General features: G+C 59.2%; 16 protein-coding genes and 1 riboswitch. Of the genes, 13 read left to right on the top strand and 3 right to left on the bottom strand.

The features are described from left to right. The first annotated feature begins 8 nt into the window (after window positions 1–8). Window positions 9–914 carry a 30S ribosomal protein S6--L-glutamate ligase gene (gene rimK, locus BUA94_RS09860; RefSeq protein WP_073012426.1) on the top strand — a complete coding sequence of 302 codons (906 nt, stop codon included), beginning with the start codon at window positions 9–11 and terminating at the stop codon, window positions 912–914. 22 nt (window positions 915–936) lie between these two features. After that, complete coding sequence (locus tag BUA94_RS09855; protein ID WP_073012423.1) at window positions 937–2,019, top strand: succinylglutamate desuccinylase/aspartoacylase family protein; 1,083 nt, start codon at window positions 937–939, stop codon at window positions 2,017–2,019. Window positions 2,020–2,040: 21 nt separating this feature from the next. Here the strand turns inward: BUA94_RS09855 and BUA94_RS09850 are convergent, their stop codons facing one another. Next, complete coding sequence (locus BUA94_RS09850; RefSeq protein WP_073013795.1) at window positions 2,041–2,283, bottom strand: DUF6868 family protein; 243 nt, start codon at window positions 2,281–2,283, stop codon at window positions 2,041–2,043. Between the two features lie 230 nt (window positions 2,284–2,513). Here BUA94_RS09850 and BUA94_RS09845 point away from each other — a divergent pair, with 230 nt between their 5' ends. The 3 genes from BUA94_RS09845 (at window position 2,514) to BUA94_RS09835 (ending at window position 8,511) form a co-directional block, all read left to right on the top strand. Then, on the top strand, window positions 2,514–4,817 hold the full coding sequence (locus tag BUA94_RS09845; protein WP_073012420.1) for a xanthine dehydrogenase family protein molybdopterin-binding subunit: 2,304 nt from the start codon (window positions 2,514–2,516) through the stop codon (window positions 4,815–4,817). Window positions 4,818–5,096: 279 nt separating this feature from the next. After that, complete coding sequence (locus BUA94_RS09840; RefSeq protein WP_073012417.1) at window positions 5,097–7,163, top strand: bifunctional diguanylate cyclase/phosphodiesterase; 2,067 nt, start codon at window positions 5,097–5,099, stop codon at window positions 7,161–7,163. Window positions 7,164–7,509: 346 nt separating this feature from the next. Further along, window positions 7,510–8,511, top strand: coding sequence for a DMT family transporter (locus BUA94_RS09835; protein ID WP_084081909.1), 1,002 nt, complete (start codon window positions 7,510–7,512; stop codon window positions 8,509–8,511). Window positions 8,512–8,582: 71 nt separating this feature from the next. On the opposite strand, the gene BUA94_RS09830 is transcribed toward BUA94_RS09835, so the two are convergent. Beyond that, entirely contained in the window at window positions 8,583–8,819 is a 237-nt protein-coding gene (locus tag BUA94_RS09830) for an Lrp/AsnC ligand binding domain-containing protein (protein ID WP_073013793.1), read from the bottom strand. Window positions 8,820–8,943: 124 nt separating this feature from the next. Further along, window positions 8,944–9,054: riboswitch (TPP riboswitch) on the top strand. Between the two features lie 76 nt (window positions 9,055–9,130). Between BUA94_RS09830 and BUA94_RS09825 the strand changes: the two genes are divergently transcribed. The 4 genes from BUA94_RS09825 to BUA94_RS09810 all read left to right on the top strand — a co-directional run bounded on the left by BUA94_RS09825 (window position 9,131) and on the right by BUA94_RS09810 (window position 13,732). Beyond that, the gene (locus tag BUA94_RS09825) at window positions 9,131–9,919 is read left to right on the top strand and encodes a hydroxyethylthiazole kinase (RefSeq protein ID WP_073012414.1); all 789 of its coding nucleotides are present in this window, start codon (window positions 9,131–9,133) and stop codon (window positions 9,917–9,919) included. Continuing rightward, on the top strand, window positions 9,916–10,722 hold the full coding sequence (gene thiD, locus BUA94_RS09820; protein ID WP_073012411.1) for a bifunctional hydroxymethylpyrimidine kinase/phosphomethylpyrimidine kinase: 807 nt from the start codon (window positions 9,916–9,918) through the stop codon (window positions 10,720–10,722). The genes BUA94_RS09825 and thiD overlap by 4 nt, the downstream gene beginning before the upstream one ends. A 1-nt stretch (window position 10,723) precedes the next feature. Beyond that, window positions 10,724–11,845: a TRAP transporter substrate-binding protein gene (locus BUA94_RS09815; protein WP_073013792.1), complete on the top strand. Its 1,122-nt coding sequence runs from the start codon at window positions 10,724–10,726 to the stop codon at window positions 11,843–11,845. Window positions 11,846–12,448: 603 nt separating this feature from the next. Then, window positions 12,449–13,732, top strand: coding sequence for an OmpP1/FadL family transporter (locus tag BUA94_RS09810; RefSeq protein WP_073012408.1), 1,284 nt, complete (start codon window positions 12,449–12,451; stop codon window positions 13,730–13,732). Window positions 13,733–13,808: 76 nt separating this feature from the next. On the opposite strand, the gene BUA94_RS09805 is transcribed toward BUA94_RS09810, so the two are convergent. Next, a complete protein-coding gene (locus BUA94_RS09805) occupies window positions 13,809–14,588 on the bottom strand; it encodes an SDR family oxidoreductase (protein WP_073012405.1) in 780 nt (259 codons plus the stop codon). A 232-nt stretch (window positions 14,589–14,820) separates the two neighbouring features. Between BUA94_RS09805 and BUA94_RS09800 the strand changes: the two genes are divergently transcribed. The 4 genes from BUA94_RS09800 (at window position 14,821) to BUA94_RS09785 (ending at window position 19,337) form a co-directional block, all read left to right on the top strand. Then, the gene (locus BUA94_RS09800) at window positions 14,821–15,621 is read left to right on the top strand and encodes a UDP-2,3-diacylglucosamine diphosphatase (protein ID WP_073012402.1); all 801 of its coding nucleotides are present in this window, start codon (window positions 14,821–14,823) and stop codon (window positions 15,619–15,621) included. Then, a complete protein-coding gene (locus BUA94_RS09795) occupies window positions 15,618–16,646 on the top strand; it encodes a glycosyltransferase family 4 protein (RefSeq protein ID WP_073012399.1) in 1,029 nt (342 codons plus the stop codon). Before BUA94_RS09800 ends, BUA94_RS09795 begins: the two co-directional genes overlap by 4 nt. Before the next feature lie 158 nt (window positions 16,647–16,804). Next, a complete protein-coding gene (locus tag BUA94_RS09790; protein ID WP_073012396.1) occupies window positions 16,805–17,776 on the top strand; it encodes a threonine ammonia-lyase in 972 nt (323 codons plus the stop codon). A 190-nt stretch (window positions 17,777–17,966) separates the two neighbouring features. After that, window positions 17,967–19,337 carry a protoglobin domain-containing protein gene (locus BUA94_RS09785; RefSeq protein WP_139251075.1) on the top strand — a complete coding sequence of 457 codons (1,371 nt, stop codon included), beginning with the start codon at window positions 17,967–17,969 and terminating at the stop codon, window positions 19,335–19,337. Window positions 19,338–19,368 lie beyond the last annotated feature (31 nt).

The raw sequence follows: 19,368 nt of genomic DNA, 5'->3' as shown, positions 1-19,368 counted from the left end.
CGGAACCCATGAAAATTGCAATGCTGGCCCGCAATCCGGACCTCTATTCTCACAAGCGTCTGAAAGAGGCTGCGGAAGAACGTGGCCACCAGCTCGACATCATCAACACGTTGCGCTGCTACATGAATATTGCCTCGCGCCGGCCTGAGATCTTCTACAACGGCAGCAAGCTGGAGGGCTATGACGCGGTCATCCCCCGGATCGGCGCTTCGATCACCTTCTACGGTCTGGCGGTGCTGCGCCAGTTCGAGATGATGGGCGTCTATCCGCTCAATGAATCTGTTGCCATCGGACGCTCCCGCGACAAGCTGCGGTCCATGCAGCTTCTGGCCCGCGATGGCATCGGCCTGCCGGTGACGACCTTTGCCCATGATCCGAAGATGACCGAAGAGGTGCTGAAGACGGCTGGCGGTGCGCCTGTCGTGATCAAGCTTCTCGAGGGCACGCAGGGCATCGGCGTGGTTCTGGCCGACACGGAGCGGTCGGCCAAGTCGGTGATCGAGGCCTTTCGCGGCGCCAATGTGAACATCTTGGTTCAGGAGTTCATCAAGGAAGCTGGCGGCACCGATATTCGCGCCTTCGTTGTGGGCGGCAAGGTGATCGCCAGCATGAAGCGGGTGGGGGCTCCGGGGGAGTTCCGCTCCAACCTGCACCGGGGTGGGTCGGCAGAAATGATCCGCATCTCGCCGGAAGAGCGTTCGACGGCCATCCGGGCGGCAAAGTCCATGGGGCTGAATGTCTGCGGCGTCGACATGCTCCGCTCAAATCATGGGCCGGTGGTCATGGAGGTCAATTCCTCTCCGGGACTGCAGGGTATGGAGATGGCGACCGGCATCGATGTGGCCGGGAAAATCATTGATTTCCTGATGAAGAACGCGCAAGCCGGAAAGACCAAGACCAAGGGCAAGGGCTGAAGGCCGGACGGAAGGTGGGGCAATGACCAGCAAGACGGCCGGTGCGGCAACAGGGCAGGACAAGACCCCGCGTGCGCCCTTCGAAATCGGGACGCAAATGGTTGCCGCCGGAACGCGGCGCACCGTCGCGCTGCCGGTCAGCGTTCTGTCCGATCACACGCCGGTGGCCATGTCGGTTCATGTCATTCATGGACGCAGGCCCGGGCCGGTGATCTTCGTCAGCGCCGCCGTTCACGGGGACGAGGTTATCGGGGTCGAGATTGCCCGGCGGCTGCTTCGGGCGGACAATCTGGACACGCTGAAGGGTACCTTGCTGGTGGTGCCAATCGTCAATTCCTTCGGCTTCATGACCAATTCCCGTTATCTGCCGGACCGTCGCGATCTCAACCGGTCGTTTCCCGGCAGCCAGAAGGGCTCCCTGGCCGCCCGTCTCGCCTGGCTGTTCATGAGCGAGATTGTCAGCCGCTGCGACTTCGGCATTGATCTGCACTCCGCCGCGATCCACCGTACGAACCTGCCTCAGATCCGCATTTCTCCTTCACGGGACGATACTCTTGCCCTGGCCCGTGCTTTCGGGGCGCCGGTCATCGTTAAGTCGAAACTGCGCGATGGCTCGTTGCGTCAGGCAGCGCAGGCGCAGGGGAAAGACATTCTGCTATACGAGGCAGGCGAGGGGCTGCGTTTCGATGAAATGGCAATCCGCGCCGGTGTGTCGGGCATTCTCCGCGTGCTGCGCCATCTCGGCATGATTTCGGCCAAAGGTGTCACCAAGCCGAAGGCCGCCTCGATCCTGACCTCCCACACCAGTTGGGTGCGGTCGCCTGCCGGCGGTCTGCTCCGGTCTTTCAAGACCACGGGCAGCATGGTGAGCGAGGGAGAGCTTTTGGGCATCGTGTCCGATCCCTTCGGTGAAGTGGAACGGGAGGTGCTGGCCGCCGTAAGTGGATTGATCATCGGCCGCACGAACCTTCCGGTCGTCAATGAAGGCGACGGGCTGTTCCATGTTGCCGAGATCAAGGCGCAAGGAGCCGCCGAGGCGACAGTCGAAAGCCTGATCATGCAGCTTGAAGCCGATCCGATGTTCGATGAGGACGAGATCATCTGACCCCGCAACCTCTGTCCGCTGTCAGGTCAGGATCACAAGGGCCACATAGGGTACGATGTTGAAGGTCAGGATCAGTACTTTGTAGAAGGCGAGGCTTTGCAGATAGAGCCGCCTCAGATCCGCAGGATCCATCTGGAAAAGAGCAGCGTGGAGCCTCACCAGCCTGTCTGCAAACAGCACGAGAACAAGCGCAGATACAAGCAGCAGCCCAAAGTTGAGGATGCTGCACCAGCCGAGAAATGCCTTCAATTCAAGAAGCGTCATGGCACTCTCCCATTCTTTCATGAGGGGTCAAGACTAGGCGTTCCTCTGGATTTTGGCATCCGTAGCCGGATCCGTAGAAGGTCTAATTGCCAAAAAACACAGGTGGTACTGGTTGTGCCGGTTTCCATGTTCTATGTTTCTCGAAAGATTTCGGTGACTGGCCTTCAGCGCCAGATTGCCCCCGCCAAAGAATGCAAGCCTGAACCAAGCCAGAAACAGGATTTATCCGTATGAACCAGATGGTCCCAGCCAAGTTCGGTGTCGGCGCGCCTGTGCGCCGCAAGGAAGACGCAAAGCTGATCACAGGGCAGGGCGTCTACACGGATGACTATACTCCGGTGGGCTGCCTTCAGGCTTTCGTGCTTCGCTCCGCCATGGCCCACGCACGCATTGCGCTGGGCGGTCTTGAGGAAGCCCGTGCCTATCCGGGTGTGCATCTCGTTCTGACGGCGGCCGACATCCAGGATCTCGGCAACATGCCGACCAAGGCCGTAATGAAGCAGATCGACGGCACGCAGCATGCGTGCCCGCCGCAACCTGTGCTGTGTTCTGATGAAGTCCGCTATGTGGGCGATGCCATTGCCTTCATCGTCGCAGACAGCGTCAACATCGCAAAGTCTGCAGCCGAGTTGATCGAAGTGGACTATGAGCCGCTCGACGTGACGATCGGCATCGAGGCCTCCCTTGCCGAGGGGGCAACTCTTGTTTGGCCCGAGTTCGGGAGCAACCGTGCCTTTGTACAGGGACATGGCAATGAGGAAGCCTGCAAGGCTGCCTTTGACAAGGCGGAACAGACCGTTTCGATCAAGCTGATCAACAACCGTCTGATTGCCAACTACATGGAGCCCCGTGGCTGTGTTGGCGAATATGATGGCGCGAATGATCACTACACCCTGACCGCCGGAACCCAGGGCGGTCACGGGATGCGCGATCTCATCTGCGGCGACATCCTGAAGATCCCGTCCGACAAGTTGCGGATCGTGACGCCGGAAGTGGGTGGTGGCTTCGGCACCAAGATGTTCACCTATCGTGAATATCCGCTTTGCCTGGTCGCGGCCCAGCGTCTCGGCCGTCCGGTCAAGTGGATCGGCGAGCGGATGGACCATTTCGTCACCGATGCCCATGGGCGAGACAATGTGACGAGCGCTGAACTGGCACTCGACAAGGATGCAAGGATCCTCGGACTGCGCATCAGCGTCCTGGCCTCCATGGGCGCCTATTTGCACCAATTCGGTCCTTATATCCCTTATGTCGGGACTTCCATGTCCACCGGTCTCTATGACATTCCGGCGCTCTATGTGACTGCGACCGGCGTCTATGAACACACGGTGCCGCTGGATGCCTATCGCGGTGCAGGGCGCCCGGAAGCAGCCTATCTGATCGAGCGGCTGATTGAAAAGGCCGGCCGGGAAACCGGGCTCGGGTCTGCAGAAATCCGCCGCCGCAATTTCGTGGCCAAGGAAAACCTGCCTTACACCACCCAGACCGGCCGTCTCTATGATACGGGCGACTTCACCGGTCACATGGAAAAGGCCATGGAAGAGGCTGACTGGGACGGCTTTGCTGCGCGTCAGCAGGAAAGCGCCAAGTCCGGCAAGTTCCGCGGCATCGGCATGTGCAGCTACATCGAGGCCTGTGCCTTCCCGGGCGGTGAAGAGGCGACCATCGAACTCAATGGCGATGGTTCCCTGACGCTTCTGATCGGCACCCAGACCAACGGTCAGGGCCATGCCACCTCCTACGGCCAGCTGATCGCCGAGCATTTCGGTGTGGATCTCGACAAGGTCGAAGTGATTCAGGGCGATACGGACCGGGTGCGCAAGGGGGGGGGAACCGGTGGGTCCCGTTCCATCCCGCTTGGCCTGCCCTCGGTGAACATGGCCTCCAAGTCTCTGGTCAAGCAGATCAAGGAACTGGCCGCCGAGCAGCTTGAAACCGGCGCGGATGACCTTGAACTGGTTGACGGTCTGGTACGTGTTGTCGGGACTGACCGACAGGTGACACTCGCGGATATTGCGGCGGCTGCGCCTGCCAAGCTCTTCGGGCGCGAGGAAGTGAAGCAGTCGGAGGCGACCTATCCGAACGGCACCCATATCGCCGAAGTGGAAGTGGACCCGGAAACCGGGGATGTTTCCATCGAGAACTATGTCATCGTTGATGATTTCGGGGTGACGGTGAACCCGATCCTGCTGGAAGGTCAGGTCCATGGCGGCACGGCTCAGGCGATCAGTCAGGCCCTGTTCGAGCGGACCGTCTATGATGAGGAAGGTCAGCTTTTGACCGCGTCGCTTCTGGACTATCAGCTCGCGCGCGCTGGCGATCTGCCCTCGTTCAACTTCCAGACCCGCAACGTGCCTTCTACGACCAACGCAATGGGCATCAAGGGAGCAGGGGAAGCCGGCACGATCGGTGGCTGCGCCTCGATCATGAACGCGCTTCAGATGGCGCTGCGCGATGGCGCAGGCGTCGAGCATATCGACATGCCGGCAACGCCGCACCGTATCTGGCAGGCCATTCAGTCCGTTCAGGCCTGACAGTCTGCGGGGGGCAATTTGCCTTGGAAAAGGGCCGGGAGGGCACTGTCTCTTCCGGCCCTTTTGGCTTTCGGGGTGCGCCTGCGTGTTTCTCGCTTTTTCTAAGCCTTTGTAGTGGTTTGGAGATTGTCGAACGTGACCTCCGAATTGGGATTGTGCGTATTTCTTCGTAGATTAATTACATTGCGTTAGGGAGTTCGAGGGTATTGTGAGCAGGTCCTGTATCGTACCTCAAAACTGGTGGTGCGGACGCGGAAATGACCTCTTCAGGAACACCTAATGCTATCGGTTGTAACGTGTATCGCGGTCGATCATGAGCTGCGGTTCATTCTTCTTGCTGCCCTTGTCTGCGTTATTGGCTCGGTTCTGACAATGAACCTCCTCGGCAAGATGAAGTCGATGACCGGAGCAGGGCGTCTGCTCTGGCTGTTTCTGATTGCTCTTGTTGGCGGCGCCACCATCTGGACGACGCACTTCTCCGCAATGATGGGCTACATTGTACCCTTCAACCGTACCTTCGAGCCGTATCTGACGCTCCTGTCCCTTGCGTCTGCCATCTTCACCACCGGGGCTGGCTTCTATCTGGCGACCATCAGCAAGGACAGGATTTACGGCCAGATCGCCGGCGGCTGCGTCTTCGGCTTCGGCGTTGCGCTCATGCACTACACCGGCATGCAGGCCTATCTGATCCCGGGGCAGATTATCTGGGATCACACCATGGTTGTCTGGTCGGTTATCTTTGGCGGGGGGCTCGGAGGAGCTGCCATGGTTCTCGCCTGTTCGGAGAATTCCCGCACATCTGTTCTTCAGGCCTCCCTGGTCATGGTGCTGAGCATCGTGCTGATGCATTTCACCGGGATGACTGCGATCACGATCGAGCCGATCGCAGGCGTTGAAATTCCGGCACAGGCTATCTCCGATGACATCATGCTGCTGGCCGTTGTCAGCGTGACCCTGCTGATCATCGCAACCGTAGCTTCTGCCTTTGCCATTCATACGCGCAGCCTGAATGAGGCATCCGCAGCCTACCAGCATCTGGCGCTGCATGATCCGCTCACCCATTTGCCGAACCGTCTCTATCTGCGTTCGCGTCTTGAGGAGCTGCTTCAGCAGGTAGACGAGAGTGCGCAACTGGCGGTGATTACCGTCGATCTCGACCGGTTCAAGGACGTCAATGACGTGCATGGGCACAAGGCGGGCGATGAGTTGCTACGCGAGATCGGACGGCGGGTGGGCGCTATTTTGCGGCCCGGTGAATTCATGGCCCGCGTCGGCGGGGACGAATTCGTCGCCTGCAAGTTTCCGATTTGCGAAGCAGGCGAAGCCCTGGCCTTTGCCGAAAGACTGCGTAGGGAAATCGTTGCGCCCTTCGGCTGGGACCATCAGCTGATCACCGTGGGCGGCAGTTTTGGTGTGGTGGTTGCGCCGCGTGACGGCAAGCTGGCCGACAATCTTCTGGCCAAGGCGGACATGGCTGCCTACAGCGCCAAGAATGCTGGCGGTGACCGCATGTCGCTCTACAGCGAAGGCATGGAAGAGTTCAATCGTGCCCGCGCTGCCATGGCCATCGATCTGAAGACGGCTGTGCGCAAGGGGCAGCTTGAGCTGCTTTATCAGCCGCAGAACGAGACCTCGACCCGCAAGCTCAAGGGGTTTGAGGCCTTGCTGCGCTGGAACCATCCAGAGCGCGGCCTGATCATGCCGTCGGAGTTCATTCCGATTGCAGAAAGCACGGGCTTGATCCTGGAATTGGGGAATTGGGTTCTGGAACAGGCCTGCCGTCAGGCCGCGACCTGGCCGGAGACTTACACCGTCGCTGTCAATGTTTCGCCCATGCAGCTTGCCCAAGACACTCTGCCGCTTCAGGTGGCGGCGGTTCTGGGGCGTACGGGGCTATCACCGAAGCGGCTCGAAATCGAGATCACCGAAAGCGGGCTGATTTCCGATCAGCACCACGCGCTCAAGATCGTTCAGGAACTTAAGGATCTTGGCGTCTGCGTCACCATGGACGATTTCGGAACCGGCTATTCCTCGCTGGCGACACTGCAGGCCTTCCCGTTCGACAAGATCAAGATCGACCGGGGCTTTGTCATGAGCCTGACGTCGAACGAGCAGTCCGCCGCCATCGTGAAGTCGACGATCCTGCTGGGGTCCAGTCTGCGCATCCCGGTGCTTGCGGAAGGCGTGGAGACCGAGGACCAGCTGTCTTTCCTTCAGGAAGAAGGCTGCGAGGCCGTGCAGGGGTATCTTTTCGGAAAGCCCTTGCCCCATGCCGAATGCCTCAAGCTGATGCGGACGGATCCGACCTATTTCGCCCGCAGTACCTTGCGCAAGAAACAGGCCTGAGTGCACGGGACCCTCTCGTGCCGGACAGCGGAGATGCCTTATCAGCCTGTCGGGCATAAGGCTTTCCAGGGGATCCCATAAAATAGTTTGATTGCCTGATGATTTGTGATCCAAACGATCTCCGGGCGGTTGCGCCGATTGGCCGCACTCACTAGTGTTTTGAGGATCTTGTGCAGGTGCGTCGAAGACGGATTTGGCCTTCGCAGCGGTCTTTGTCTGCGCTGGCTGCCCACAAGACTTCTCAGGATTTTCCCCCTGCGGATGATCCACCCGTTTGAGACGAGGCGGCTTCCGGGCCCGACACCCTGCCTCGCCGGTTTTTTCCTGTCGGCTCTGGATTGGCTCAATGGCGCGCAACAGCGCAGACTCTCCCTCTGGCCCTGCGGGTTCAACCGCAGGACTGACCAGTCACGCGCCGCTTCTTGGCATTTCCCTGAAACTTGCTTCGACCCTTGTCTTCTCGGTCATGGTGGTAGCGCTGAAGAAAGCGTCCGAGACCGTACCGATCGGCGAGATCGTCTTTGCCCGAAACTTCTTCGGTCTCTGGCCAGTCCTGATCATGGTGGCAGTCCGCGGCGAGCTGAAGATCGCCTTCTACACCAAGCATCCCCTTGGCCATATTGGCCGCTCCGGTGTCGGCATCATGGCGATGCTCTTTTCCTTCACGTCCTTTTCGCTGCTGCCTCTGCCGGACGCGACGGCCATCGGCTTTGCCACACCCTTGTTCGTGATCGTGCTGGCTTTCTTCGTCCTCAAGGAAACCATACGCGTCTACCGCTGGAGTGCGGTGGGGATCGGTTTCCTGGGTATCCTGATCATTCTCTCTCCGCACCTGGGCAAGAGCGAACTTGGTTCCAGTCAGGCGCTCGGCGCATTGTGCGGAGCGATTGCTGCCTGTTTCTCCGCCTTCGCCATGATGTTCGTGCGCAAGCTCTGCGAGTTTGAGAGAACCGCGACCATTGTCACCTGGTTCTCCGGCATGGCGACCCTCCTGTCACTCCTGACCATCCCTGTCGGCTGGTTCTGGGCAGAACAGGCGTGGATCGTTCCCGATGCCAAGACGGCCGGCATCTTGGTTTTGCTTGGTCTGTGTGGAGGGGTCGGGCAGATCCTGATGACCCAGAGCTACCGCTATGCAGATGCCTCGACCATCGCGCCCTTTGACTACACCAACATGATCTGGGCGATCCTGTTCGGCTGGCTGCTGTTTAACGAAGTGCCGATGATCGAAGTTCTGGCCGGGGCGGCCATCGTGATTGCGGCCGGGATCTTTGTGATCTACCGCGAACACAAGCTTGGACTGGACCGGACAAAGGTCCGCAGGGCATCGTCGCCGTCCAAGTCCTGACCGGCTTTCCTGCCAGTCTTGAGGTCTTCCTAAAAAAAGGCCCGCCGGGGAAAACCTGGCGGGCCTTTTTGTCAGAATGCCTTGAAGGTGATGATGGTCTTGGTGTCCTGAATGCCGTCGATCGGGTGAACCTTCTGGCTGACGAAGTGCCCGATGTCCGCGCCATCCTCGACATAGAACTTCACCAGGAGATCATAGTCGCCGCTGGTGGAATAGATTTCCGAGGCGATTTCGGCATCTGCGAGGGTGCTGGCGACCTTGTAGGTCTCGCCGAGCTTGCATTTGATCATCATGAAGAAGGGGATCATGGAAGGCTCCGAACTGCGGTCTGCTGCCTTGGACATGGCCTATCCGGCTTCCGCAGTCAATCATTCGTGGCGCTCATCAGTCCCGGCAGGCTTGCAATCACTCTCCGGCCTTGATAGCTGTCTCAGCATCTCATGGGGGTGCCCGGCAAAAATGGACCGGGCTGAGAGGCAAGTGGCCAACTCCTTGAACCTGATCCGGCTTGTACCGGCGGAGGGATTTGAGATGAGTGACTTGCCGGCCAAGGCCGTAACCGTACCCATTCCCGAAATCGAGAGCGCCTGCCAGGGCGTGTGCTTGCGTGGAGCAGTCCATGTCTGACCGCATCTTCGATGCTGCCGGGCTTCAGGGCGTGCTTGCGCGTTTGCGTCAAAACGCACCGCGCATCCATTGCCTGACCAATCCGGTGGCCCAGACCTTCACCGCCAACGTGCTTCTGGCGCTTGGGGCGGTTCCTTCCATGACCCTGTCCGTCGATGAGGTGGCGGGCTTTGCCGCCAGCGCCGATGGGCTTCTCGTCAATCTGGGCATGCTGGAGCCTGAGCGCCGTGCTGCCATTCCGCTCGCGGTCGATGCCGCGAGGCAGGCGGGCAAACCAATCGTTCTGGATCCGGTCTTCGTTCAGCGGTCACCCTCGCGTTGCGCCCTTGCAAGAGAGATTTTGGCCGGCGGTGTTTCCCTGCTGAAATCCAACCGGGAAGAAATGGACGTTCTCTTTCCGGATCGGGACGGAGCGCAGAGGCTTGCGAAGCAGGAAACTGCTCTGGTGGTGACCGGAGCCGAGGACGATATTGTGTATTCTGGCCGTCAGGTGCGGCTTGCCAATGGAAGCCCCTTGCTGGCGCAGGTGACGGCGACCGGTTGTGCCCTGGGGGCCGTGCTGGCTGCATGCCTTGCGGTCGAGCCTGATCCGCTGATTGCTGCGGCTTCCGGCGTCAGCATCTTCAACATAGCTGCGGAACTTGCCGCTGACCGAAGCCGGGGGCCAGGAAGCCTCGTACCGGAGCTTCTGGATGCTCTGTATCTCCTCAATGAAGGCGATCTGCAAAGGCATCTTGGCGTGGTTCACGCAGGCGACATCTTGGACAGGAGAACTTTATGACCGCGATTGCAGTGACGATAGCCGGCTCGGATTCGGGTGGTGGCGCGGGCATTCAGGCGGATCTCAAGAGCTTTTCGGCCAATGGCGTCTATGGCGCCAGCGTTCTGACCGCCTTGACCGCCCAGAACACGCTCGGGGTCACGGCAATCCAGGACCTGCCGGAAGCCTTCGTACGGGCGCAGATCGATGCGGTCTATTCGGACCTCAAGGTGACAGCGACCAAGATCGGGATGCTGAGCCGTCCGGATGTCATCCGCTGTGTGGCACAAGGTCTGGATGCACATGAGACCGGTCCGGTCATTCTCGACCCGGTCATGGTGGCCGCTTCCGGTGACCCGCTTCTGGTCAATGAGGCTGTCGAGGTGCTGATTGCCGAACTTCTGCCACGCTCGGATCTGATTACTCCCAACCTGCATGAAGCTGCGCGCATGTTGAACGGCGCGATGGCAGAGACACAGGAAGACATGAGGGAGCAGGCAGAAGCGCTTCAAAAGCTCGGTGCCCGTGCGGTTCTGATGAAGGGCGGTCATGGCGCCGGTCCGGAGAGTTCGGACCTGCTTCTGGACCACAACGGTCAGGAGCACTGGTTCACGGCTCCCCGTTTCGAAACCCGGAACACCCATGGAACAGGCTGCACCCTGTCCTCAGCGATTGCAGCGGGCGTTGCCAAGGGGCTGACGCTGAAGGACGCCGTGGCCGAGGCCAAGAGCTACATCACCAAGGCGATTGCCGCTGCAGACAGGCTCGCCATCGGGGCGGGGCATGGTCCTGTCCATCACTTTCACGCATTCTGGAGCCTATGAGATGAACAAGCAAACCAACACGTCGAAGCTGTCGCGCCGCGCAGCTCTTGGACTGGGTGCAGGTATCGGTGCCGGGCTGGTTGCGGCCCCGCTTGCAGCTCCCGCGCTCGCCACCGAGCAGGGCGCAGTGCTTGAATGGAAGATGGTCACGTCCTGGCCCAAGAACCTGCCGGGACCGGGTATCACAGCCCAGCGGCTCTGTGACCGGATTGGCAAGATGTCCGGTGGACGTCTCAATGTCCGGCTGTTTGCCGCCGGTGAACTGGTTCCCTCGCTCGGGGTTCTGGATGCGGTGGGCTCGGGAACAGCCCAGATCGGCCACTCCGCGTCCTTCTTCTGGCAAGGCAAGATGCCTGCTTCCGTGTTCTTCACGGCTATCCCCTTTGGCCTTCTGCCGCAGGAGCACATCACCTGGATCGAGCAGGGCGGCGGTCAGGCACTGTGGGACGAGCTTTATGAGCCCTTCAACGTCAAGCCGGTGATGGCGGGCAATACAGGTGTCCAGATGGGCGGCTGGTTCAAGCGCGAGATCAACTCACTGGAAGACCTGAAGGGGCTGACGATCCGCATGCCGGGTCTCGGCGGCGAGGTCATGCGCCGTCTTGGAGCAACGCCTGTCAATCTCGCTCCAGGAGACATCTTTCCCTCGCTGCAAAGCGGCGTCGTGGATGCGACTGAGTTCCTTGGCCCCTGGAGCGACCGGGCGATGGGTTTCCAGAAAATCGTCAAGTCCTACTACGCTCCGGGCTTTCATGAGCCGAACGGAACGGGCGAGGCCCTGCTCAACAAGACAGCCTTCGAAGGGCTGCCGGAAGACCTGCAGGCAATTGTCTTAGAGGCATGCCAGGCTGAGAACGCAAGATCGCTTGCTGAGAGTGACTGGGAAAACGCCGGAAGCCTGCAGGCTCTGCAGGAAGAAGATGGGGTGACCGTCAAGTTCTACCCGCAGGATGTTCTCGCGGCGCTCAAGTCCACCTCAGTGGAGGTTCTGGAGGAGTTTGCTGCCAAGGATGATCTGTCTGGACGGATCCATGAGAGCTACAGAGCGGCACTCAAGCGTCTTGCCCCCTGGAGCAATGTGTCGCTCCGCCACTTCCTTGCTGCCCGGGATGGAGAGGCGTAAGGAGAGGGGTTAATTCTCCCTCCTGAGTTTTATCAATGATTCGGCAGACTGCAGAGTTCTGCCGGATCACTGTTGCGGAGTTTATGGCAGGTTTTTCACTCTTCTTTTCTGGTTTATCTATAAATTTCAAATAGATAGAATCTTGTGAGCGGTCTGGAGGACGTTGAGCTAACGTTCTTTTTCTCTACCTGCCCGGGCTTGGTTATTTCACTGGCTCACACAGGGGCTTTGCCGGGCTGAAAACACCCCGTCCTGAGGAAAATACGGGTTCCCTAAGGGCATTTTATGTGTCTTTTCTGCAACTTTGATTGAAAAAGAAAAGTGCCTGATTGGGAAAGTGGCTCTGCTTATTTTGTGGGCAGTTTCACGGTTATGTGGCCCGGATCGCCTGATTTGGTCAGAAACTTGTCGTTTGCGTGACAATCTGACGAAACCTTTCGATGCAGAAATGCGCATCGCCCTGTTTTTCCCGGTTTTGCAACCGGAAGCACTTCCCAAGTTTCCCGGTCTTCTCTGTTGCCGTCTATCTGCGACCTGCGCAGAAATGGAGGAAGGAATTTTATTGCCTTCCTTGGGAGGGGAGGCGAGTGGGAGAAGACAATCATGGTGTGGGCCAGCAAAAAATCCGTTCTCTTCACCTCGACGGCGGTGATCGCATCGCTCGTTGCAGGGGCTGCATTCGCAGGCGGTTTCGCCCTGCGTGAACAGAGCGCTTATTATCAGGGTATGTCCTTTGCGGGGAACGGCACCACGGGGCCGTCGATTTCTTCCGTGTTCTGGAACCCGGCGACCATCACGGGCGCCAAGGACGGCCTTACGGTTGAAGCACACAACAGCTTCATTCTGCCCCAGGCTGAAATCAAGGGCACGAACACCGTTCTCGGAACGCCGTTTGCGGTCGATACCGGTGACATTGTTTCCGACGCTTGGGTCGGTTCGACCTATGTGTCCTACAAGCTCAGCGATGACTGGTATCTCGGCATGGCGCTGAACGCGCCGTTCGGTCTGTCTACAAAGGTGTCCAACAGCAACTGGGCTGGTGCTGGCTACAACCGGTCCTCGAAGGTGTTCTCGATCAACGCCAACCCGATGGTCGGCTACAAGATCAACGACATGTTCTCTGTCGCTGTCGGTGTTCAGGTTCAGTACATGGACGTGCGCCTCAAGAACTCGATTGCAGCTCCGGCCCTCGCAAGCGCAGGTACCGCCCTTGAGGGCGATGGCACTGGCGTTGGCCTGACGGCGGGTCTGACCTTCAAGCCGTTCGAAGGCACGGAATTCGGCCTCGGCTACCGTTCGACCATTTCCACGAGCCTGGGCGGTACTGTTGCCCTGCCGGTTCCTGCAGGTGGTCTGCCGGCCGGTACCTATGCCATCACGACCGAGTTGATGACGCCGGAAACGGTCACCCTGTCTGTCAAGCAGCGCGTGATGGATAACCTCCGGGTTCTGGGTACTTTTGAATGGACCAACTGGAGCCGTCTGAAGGCGCCGAAAGTCACGCTGGACAACTTCGGCGGTGCGACCCTGACCTCGCTGCCGTTCAACTACAACGATGGTTATTTCGCTGCGCTGGGCATGGAGTATGACTTCAACCAGCAGCTGACCCTTCGCGCCGGTGCTGCCTATGAATGGTCGCCGATCAGCACGGACATCCGGTCTGCCCGTCTGCCGGACAATGACCGCATCTGGGTCAGCGGCGGCGCAAGCTATGCCTTCAATGACAGCCTGTCCTTCGATTTCGGCTACACGCATATCTTCGGCACCGATACCGATCTGCGTATTGTGCCTGGCCATCAGGACTACTCGGTCACCAAGGGCTCTCTGATCGGGACCGTCGACTCGTCTGTCGATATCCTGTCCGCATCCCTGCGCTACACGTTCTGATCATCTGATCAGTAAGCCCATCAAAAAAGGCCCGGCAGGCGAACCTGCCGGGCCTTTTCTTGTCAGTGGACCTGGCTCAAAACGCCGACGGGAACAGTCCGCCGTCGAGAAGGATGTTCTGGCCAGTCAGATAGCCTGCGTGAGCCGAGCAGAGGAAGGCGCAGGTCTTGCCGAATTCATCGGCCGTGCCGAACCGGCCTGCCGGGATCTCTGCAGCCTGGGCTGCGCGAATGGCGTCTACACTCTGCCCGCTCTGGCTGGCTGCCCTTTCAAACCCGCCCTTCAAACGGTCCGTGTCCATCTTGCCGGGGAGCAGGTTGTTGATGGTCACGCCCTTGCCTGCGATCTGGCGGCTGACGCCTGCCAGGAAGGCCGTGAGGCCGGCTCTTGCGCCGGAGGACAGATCCAGTCCCTCGATCGGCATGCGAACGGACAGGGAGGTGATGTTGACGATCCGGCCGAAACCCTGGTCGCACATGTGCCCGGCAACGGCCTGGATCAGCTCGATGGGGGTGACCATGTTCTGGATCACGCCTTCGATCATCGAGGCACGGTCCAGCTCGGTATAGTCCTTGCGCGGCGGTCCGCCATTGTTGTTGACGAGAATATCCGGAGTGGGGCAGGCCGCGAGCAAGGCTTCCTGGCCTTCCCGGGTAGAGACGTCCGCGATAACTTCCGTAACGCTGACGCCTGTCGTGCTCCTGATCAGGTCCGCAGTGGCCCTCAGCGCTTTTTCATCCCGGCCATTGATCACGACATCGCATCCCGCTTCCGCAAGGGCGATTGCGCAGCTGCGGCCAAGGCCCCGGCTGGAGGCGCAGATGATCGCCGTGCGGCCTGAAATTCCAAGATCCATGGTTCCGTTTTCTCCTGCAGTCTGAATTGGCCGTGATGCCTTGTCCGTCCCGAGGTGGCGGGCCGGCACCTTGATATTGTCTATTGTTGCGAGGTTCGGCCGGGCACTTCAACTCTTTCCAGCATTCCGGAGGGGCTTCTGCGCTTTGTGCGGCCTGCCTGCGTGTTGTTGTCACATTAGTGCAACCTGAATCGGGTCTATAGCCGTCAAGATATTGAACGGAGTGAGGCTCATGGCAAAGTCAGCCGCCGCGCAACACTACAGGGCCCTGTTCATCTCGGATGTTCATCTTGGGACCCGTGGATGTCAGGCCGAATTGCTGCTGGACTTCCTGAAAGACAATGATGCCGAAACGGTTTACCTCGTTGGTGACATCGTTGATGGCTGGCGTCTGAAGCGCTCCTGGCATTGGCCGCAGACACACAATGACGTTGTGCAGAAGATCCTGCGCAAGGGCCGCAAGGGCGCCCGTATCGTCTACGTCCCCGGCAATCACGACGAATTCCTGCGCGACTTCCTTGGCACCCATTTCGGTGGTGTGGAAGTCACGGACAGCATCATCCATGAGGGCGCGGATGGCCGGAAATATCTGGTCATTCATGGCGATCAGTTCGACGTGGTGATCCGCCATGCCCGCTGGCTCGCCTTCTTCGGTGACAAGGCCTACGTCTTCGCACTCGGCGTCAACACCTGGCTGAATGCCGCCCGCCGCCGTCTGGGCCTGCAATACTGGTCCTTGTCGGCCTGGGCAAAGCTCAAGGTCAAGAATGCCGTCAGCTTCATCGGACGCTTCGAGGAAGCGCTGTCCGAGGAAGCCCGGCGCCGGGGTGTCGATGGGGTCATCTGCGGCCACATCCACCATGCGGCGGACCGGGACATGAACGGCATCCGCTACATCAACACGGGCGACTGGGTGGAAAGCTGCACCGCGGTTGCTGAGCATCACGATGGAACAATCGAGGTGATCCGATGGGTCCGGCCAGCGACGACAGGGGAACCGGTGTCCGCAAAGGGACAAGCGGTCGCCGCATGACATCTCTTCTCATCGTGACGGATGCCTGGCATCCGCAAATCAATGGTGTGGTCCGTTCTCTTGAAAGGACGGCGTCGGAACTGCAGGCAATCGGCATCCGGGTCGAGTTCCTGACGCCGCAGGCCTTCCGCACGCTGCCATGCCCGACCTATCCGGAAATCCGCCTCTCGCTGGCGCATAAAGGCATGGTGAGGCGGCGGATCCGCGATTTCGGCTGCGACCACCTGCATATTGCGACCGAGGGCCCTCTGGGACTGTTGGCTGCCTCTGTGGCGCGCAGTATGGGAAAGCCCTTCACGACGAGCTACCACACCCGGTTCCCGGAATATGTTTCGGCCCGTCTGCCTGTGCCGTTGAAGTGGTCCTATTCTTGGCTGCGCCGGTTCCACAATTCCGGCAATGGCTGCATGGTGGCGACCCAGACGCTGGAATCAGATCTGCGCGAACGCGGCTTCACCAATCTGATGCGCTGGTCACGGGGTGTCGATGAGGGCATTTTCAGGCCCTATGAAGGCTCGGTCCTGCCCGCAGACCTGCCGCGTCCGATCTTCATGAATGTCGGCCGTGTGGCGGTCGAGAAAAACATCGAGGCTTTCCTCGAGCTTGATCTGCCTGGCACCAAGGTTGTTGTTGGCGATGGACCTCAGCTGGAGAGCCTTAAGCGCAGCTATCCTGATGTTGTCTTCACCGGTTCCAAGGTCGGGGAAGAACTGGCCCGATATTACGCGTCTGCCGATGTTTTCGTCTTCCCGTCTCTGACCGACACGTTCGGCAATGTGCTTCTGGAGGCGCTGGCCTGCGGCGTGCCGGTGGCGGCCTATCCGGTGATGGGGCCGCTGGATGTGATCGGGGAAACCGGGGCAGGGGTCCTGCATGAGGATCTTCGGGAGGCGGCGCTCGCAGCCCTTGATATTCCGAGGGAGCATTGCCGCAGGGTCGCGCTAAACTATACCTGGGCTGCAAGTGCCCGCCAGTTCCTGGACAATGCGGAAGAAGCGCGCGGGAAGGCTGCAGACGCGGCCTGACCTGCCTTACCTGCTTGGGGTGGGCGGGCTGAAGAGCCTGTCAGCTTGAAATGTCACCGGCACAGGAAGGCGTCTTGCCGATCCTGTGCGGGTTTGTAGACTGTCGGGGCCTGCCGCCGGACAGTCCGTCCGGCTGCCTTTCATCAGGATCTGCCGACATGACCTTGCCTGTCACCTTTCAGGATATCACGGATGCGCGCGCCAGGCTGAACGGTGTCGCCGTTCAAACGCCGCTGCTGCGCTTTCCGGTTCTTGATGCGCTTGTCGGCGGAACGGTTCTGGTGAAGCCCGAGAACCTGCAGAGAACCGGGTCCTTCAAGTTCCGCGGTGCCTACAACAGGCTCAGCCAAATCCCTGAGGCCGATCGTGCCAAAGGGGTTGTGGCCTGTTCTTCCGGAAATCATGCGCAGGGCGTTGCAGAGGCCGCCAGGCTTCTGGGCATGTCCGCCACTATCGTCATGCCCTCTGACGCTCCTCAGATGAAGCTGCGGCGGACCCGTGAACTGGGTGCGGAGCTTGTGACCTATGACAGGGACACGGACGACCGTGACGCGATCGCGGCAGAACTCTGCGCGAAGACGGGAGCAACTTTCGTGCATCCATTCAATGATACAGGCGTGATCGCGGGCCAGGGAACAGCCGGCGCCGAGCTTGTGGAACAGGCGGCGGCTCTGGGTCTCAAGCCGGAGACCGTTCTGGCTGGCGCAAGCGGCGGGGGGCTTGCAAGCGGTGTCGCCATTGCACTCGCCGCATCCTTGCCGGACGCACGCATGGTGACGGTTGAGCCCGAAGGCTTTGACGATTTGGCCCGGTCGCTCGATTCCGGCAGGCTTGAGCAGAACCAGAAGACATCCGGCTCCATCTGCGATGCCCTTTTGTCCAAGGCCCCGGGGGATTTGGGACTCACGATCCTGCAGGCGCTGAAGGCACGAGGGGTAGAAGTCTCCGATCAGGAAGTGCTCGCCGCTGTCGCCTTTGCCTTCACGGAGCTGAAAATGGTGATTGAGCCCGGTGGGGCTGTGGGTTTGGCGGCACTTCTTTCAAGAAAAGTGGATGTCGGCAAAAAAATTGTGGGCTTGGTTGTAACTGGCGGAAATGCAGATCCTGATATGCTTTTGAGGGCTGTTTAAGTCAGCGTTAACGCGTAGGCATTGTTATAAATTACAATTATTTTCAAATCCCGCCCTAGTACAACCTGCTTAGTATTATTTACATTACCATTACGTAATGATCTGAAATTGGTGTAATAATCCTGTGTGTAAATTGTTCTTCTTGGGTAGATTAAATGATCGTTGACTATGGGCTTGCTACTTCATTTTTATGAAGCAAGGGCTTGTAAGCCATTTCCAAGGAGAAATCTTGATGGCCGGCGAAATCGACGCAAGAAAGCAATTTTTCGGGGTTTCTCAAGAAGAATTGGCAATTGCCAAAGGTGGCTGGCAGGCAGTCAAGGATCAGCTTCCTTCCATTTTGAAGGAATTCTATGCGCATGTTCGCACAGTTCCGCATCTGGCTGCCTTGATTGGAAATCAGGAAGAGCGGCTGATCGCTGCGCAGTCCCATCACTGGGATGGCCTTTTCACATCTGGTCTTGGACAGGAATATCTGGAAAGCGCCCGGCGCATCGGCCTCGCCCACGTCAGGATCGATCTTGACCCGACCTGGTACATCGGTGGCTACTCCTTTGTTCAGACACGCCTGACGCGCTTCTTCATGAAGAAGTACCGTTTCTCGCCTTCCAAGGCAGTGAGCGTCCTGAATGCGATGAACAAGCTGATCATGATTGATATGGATCTGGCGATTTCCACCTATCATGACAAGATGATCCAGGACGCTGAGAACCGGGAGGCCGGCATCAAGTCTGCGATTGAGACTTTTGATGGCGTGATGAAGACAGCGCTGGAGACCGTCGGGCAGGCGTCCAACGCGCTGGAAGCCACCTCCGGAAATCTTGGCGACGTGGCCTCTGCGATCAGCGGCAGAATGCAGAACATGGATACCCAGTGCCAGGAAACGGCAGCAAGCGTGTCTTCCAGTGCGGCCGCCACTGAAGAAATGACCAGTTCCATCGAGGAAATTGGCCGTCAGGCGTCCGAATCCAGCGTGATTGCCCGCAAAGCCGTGGAAGGTGCCGAGAAGACCAATCAGAGCGTCCAGCAGCTCGCATCTGCCGCCGAAATGGTCGGCTCGGTCATCAGCCTGATTTCGGACATTGCGGCCCAGACCAACCTTCTCGCCCTGAATGCCACCATTGAAGCGGCGCGCGCCGGCGAGATGGGCAAGGGCTTTGCGGTTGTTGCTGCGGAAGTGAAGGAACTGGCAAGCCAGACGACCCGGGCGACCGAGGAAATCACCGACCAGATTGCCAGCATCCAGCAGGCGACCAATCAGGCCGCGACAGACATCAGCTTCATCACCCAGACCATCAGCAAGGTCTCCGAGATTGCCACAAGCATTGCCAGCGCTGTTGAAGAGCAGACGGCGGCAACGACGGAAATCTCCCACAATGTGCAGATGGCAGCCCACAACACGGAAGAGTTCGTCTCCGAGATTGTGCGGGTTCGCCAGTCAGTGACCGAGACCGAGCAGTCTGCTGGCCAGATCTCCTCCATGTCCGGAGACCTGAAGGAACAGGCGCACCGTCTGGACAAGGAAGCGCGCGACTTCTTCAGCAAGGTTCTTTCGGCCTGATTTTCAAGCCCTTGCCTCCCGCAACCTGCGG

Origin of the sequence: Roseibium suaedae, from assembly GCF_900142725.1 — a bacterium.
Taxonomy (GTDB): domain Bacteria; phylum Pseudomonadota; class Alphaproteobacteria; order Rhizobiales; family Stappiaceae; genus Roseibium; species Roseibium suaedae.
Note: the sequence above shows the minus strand (reverse complement) of the source record. Positions and strands in the feature narration are given on the sequence as shown.

Bases quoted from the DNA above. Each gene is read 5' to 3' on its own strand.
- rimK (WP_073012426.1), top strand. From the start codon at position 9: ATGAAAATTGCAATGCTGGCCCGCAATCCGGACCTCTATTCTCACAAG.
- BUA94_RS09855 (WP_073012423.1), top strand. From the start codon at position 937: ATGACCAGCAAGACGGCCGGTGCGGCAACAGGGCAGGACAAGACCCCG.
- BUA94_RS09850 (WP_073013795.1), bottom strand. From the start codon at position 2,283: ATGACGCTTCTTGAATTGAAGGCATTTCTCGGCTGGTGCAGCATCCTC.
- BUA94_RS09845 (WP_073012420.1), top strand. From the start codon at position 2,514: ATGAACCAGATGGTCCCAGCCAAGTTCGGTGTCGGCGCGCCTGTGCGC.
- BUA94_RS09840 (WP_073012417.1), top strand. From the start codon at position 5,097: ATGCTATCGGTTGTAACGTGTATCGCGGTCGATCATGAGCTGCGGTTC.
- BUA94_RS09835 (WP_084081909.1), top strand. From the start codon at position 7,510: ATGGCGCGCAACAGCGCAGACTCTCCCTCTGGCCCTGCGGGTTCAACC.
- BUA94_RS09830 (WP_073013793.1), bottom strand. From the start codon at position 8,819: ATGATCCCCTTCTTCATGATGATCAAATGCAAGCTCGGCGAGACCTAC.
- BUA94_RS09825 (WP_073012414.1), top strand. From the start codon at position 9,131: ATGTCTGACCGCATCTTCGATGCTGCCGGGCTTCAGGGCGTGCTTGCG.
- thiD (WP_073012411.1), top strand. From the start codon at position 9,916: ATGACCGCGATTGCAGTGACGATAGCCGGCTCGGATTCGGGTGGTGGC.
- BUA94_RS09815 (WP_073013792.1), top strand. From the start codon at position 10,724: ATGAACAAGCAAACCAACACGTCGAAGCTGTCGCGCCGCGCAGCTCTT.
- BUA94_RS09810 (WP_073012408.1), top strand. From the start codon at position 12,449: ATGGTGTGGGCCAGCAAAAAATCCGTTCTCTTCACCTCGACGGCGGTG.
- BUA94_RS09805 (WP_073012405.1), bottom strand. From the start codon at position 14,588: ATGGATCTTGGAATTTCAGGCCGCACGGCGATCATCTGCGCCTCCAGC.
- BUA94_RS09800 (WP_073012402.1), top strand. From the start codon at position 14,821: ATGGCAAAGTCAGCCGCCGCGCAACACTACAGGGCCCTGTTCATCTCG.
- BUA94_RS09795 (WP_073012399.1), top strand. From the start codon at position 15,618: ATGACATCTCTTCTCATCGTGACGGATGCCTGGCATCCGCAAATCAAT.
- BUA94_RS09790 (WP_073012396.1), top strand. From the start codon at position 16,805: ATGACCTTGCCTGTCACCTTTCAGGATATCACGGATGCGCGCGCCAGG.
- BUA94_RS09785 (WP_139251075.1), top strand. From the start codon at position 17,967: ATGAAGCAAGGGCTTGTAAGCCATTTCCAAGGAGAAATCTTGATGGCC.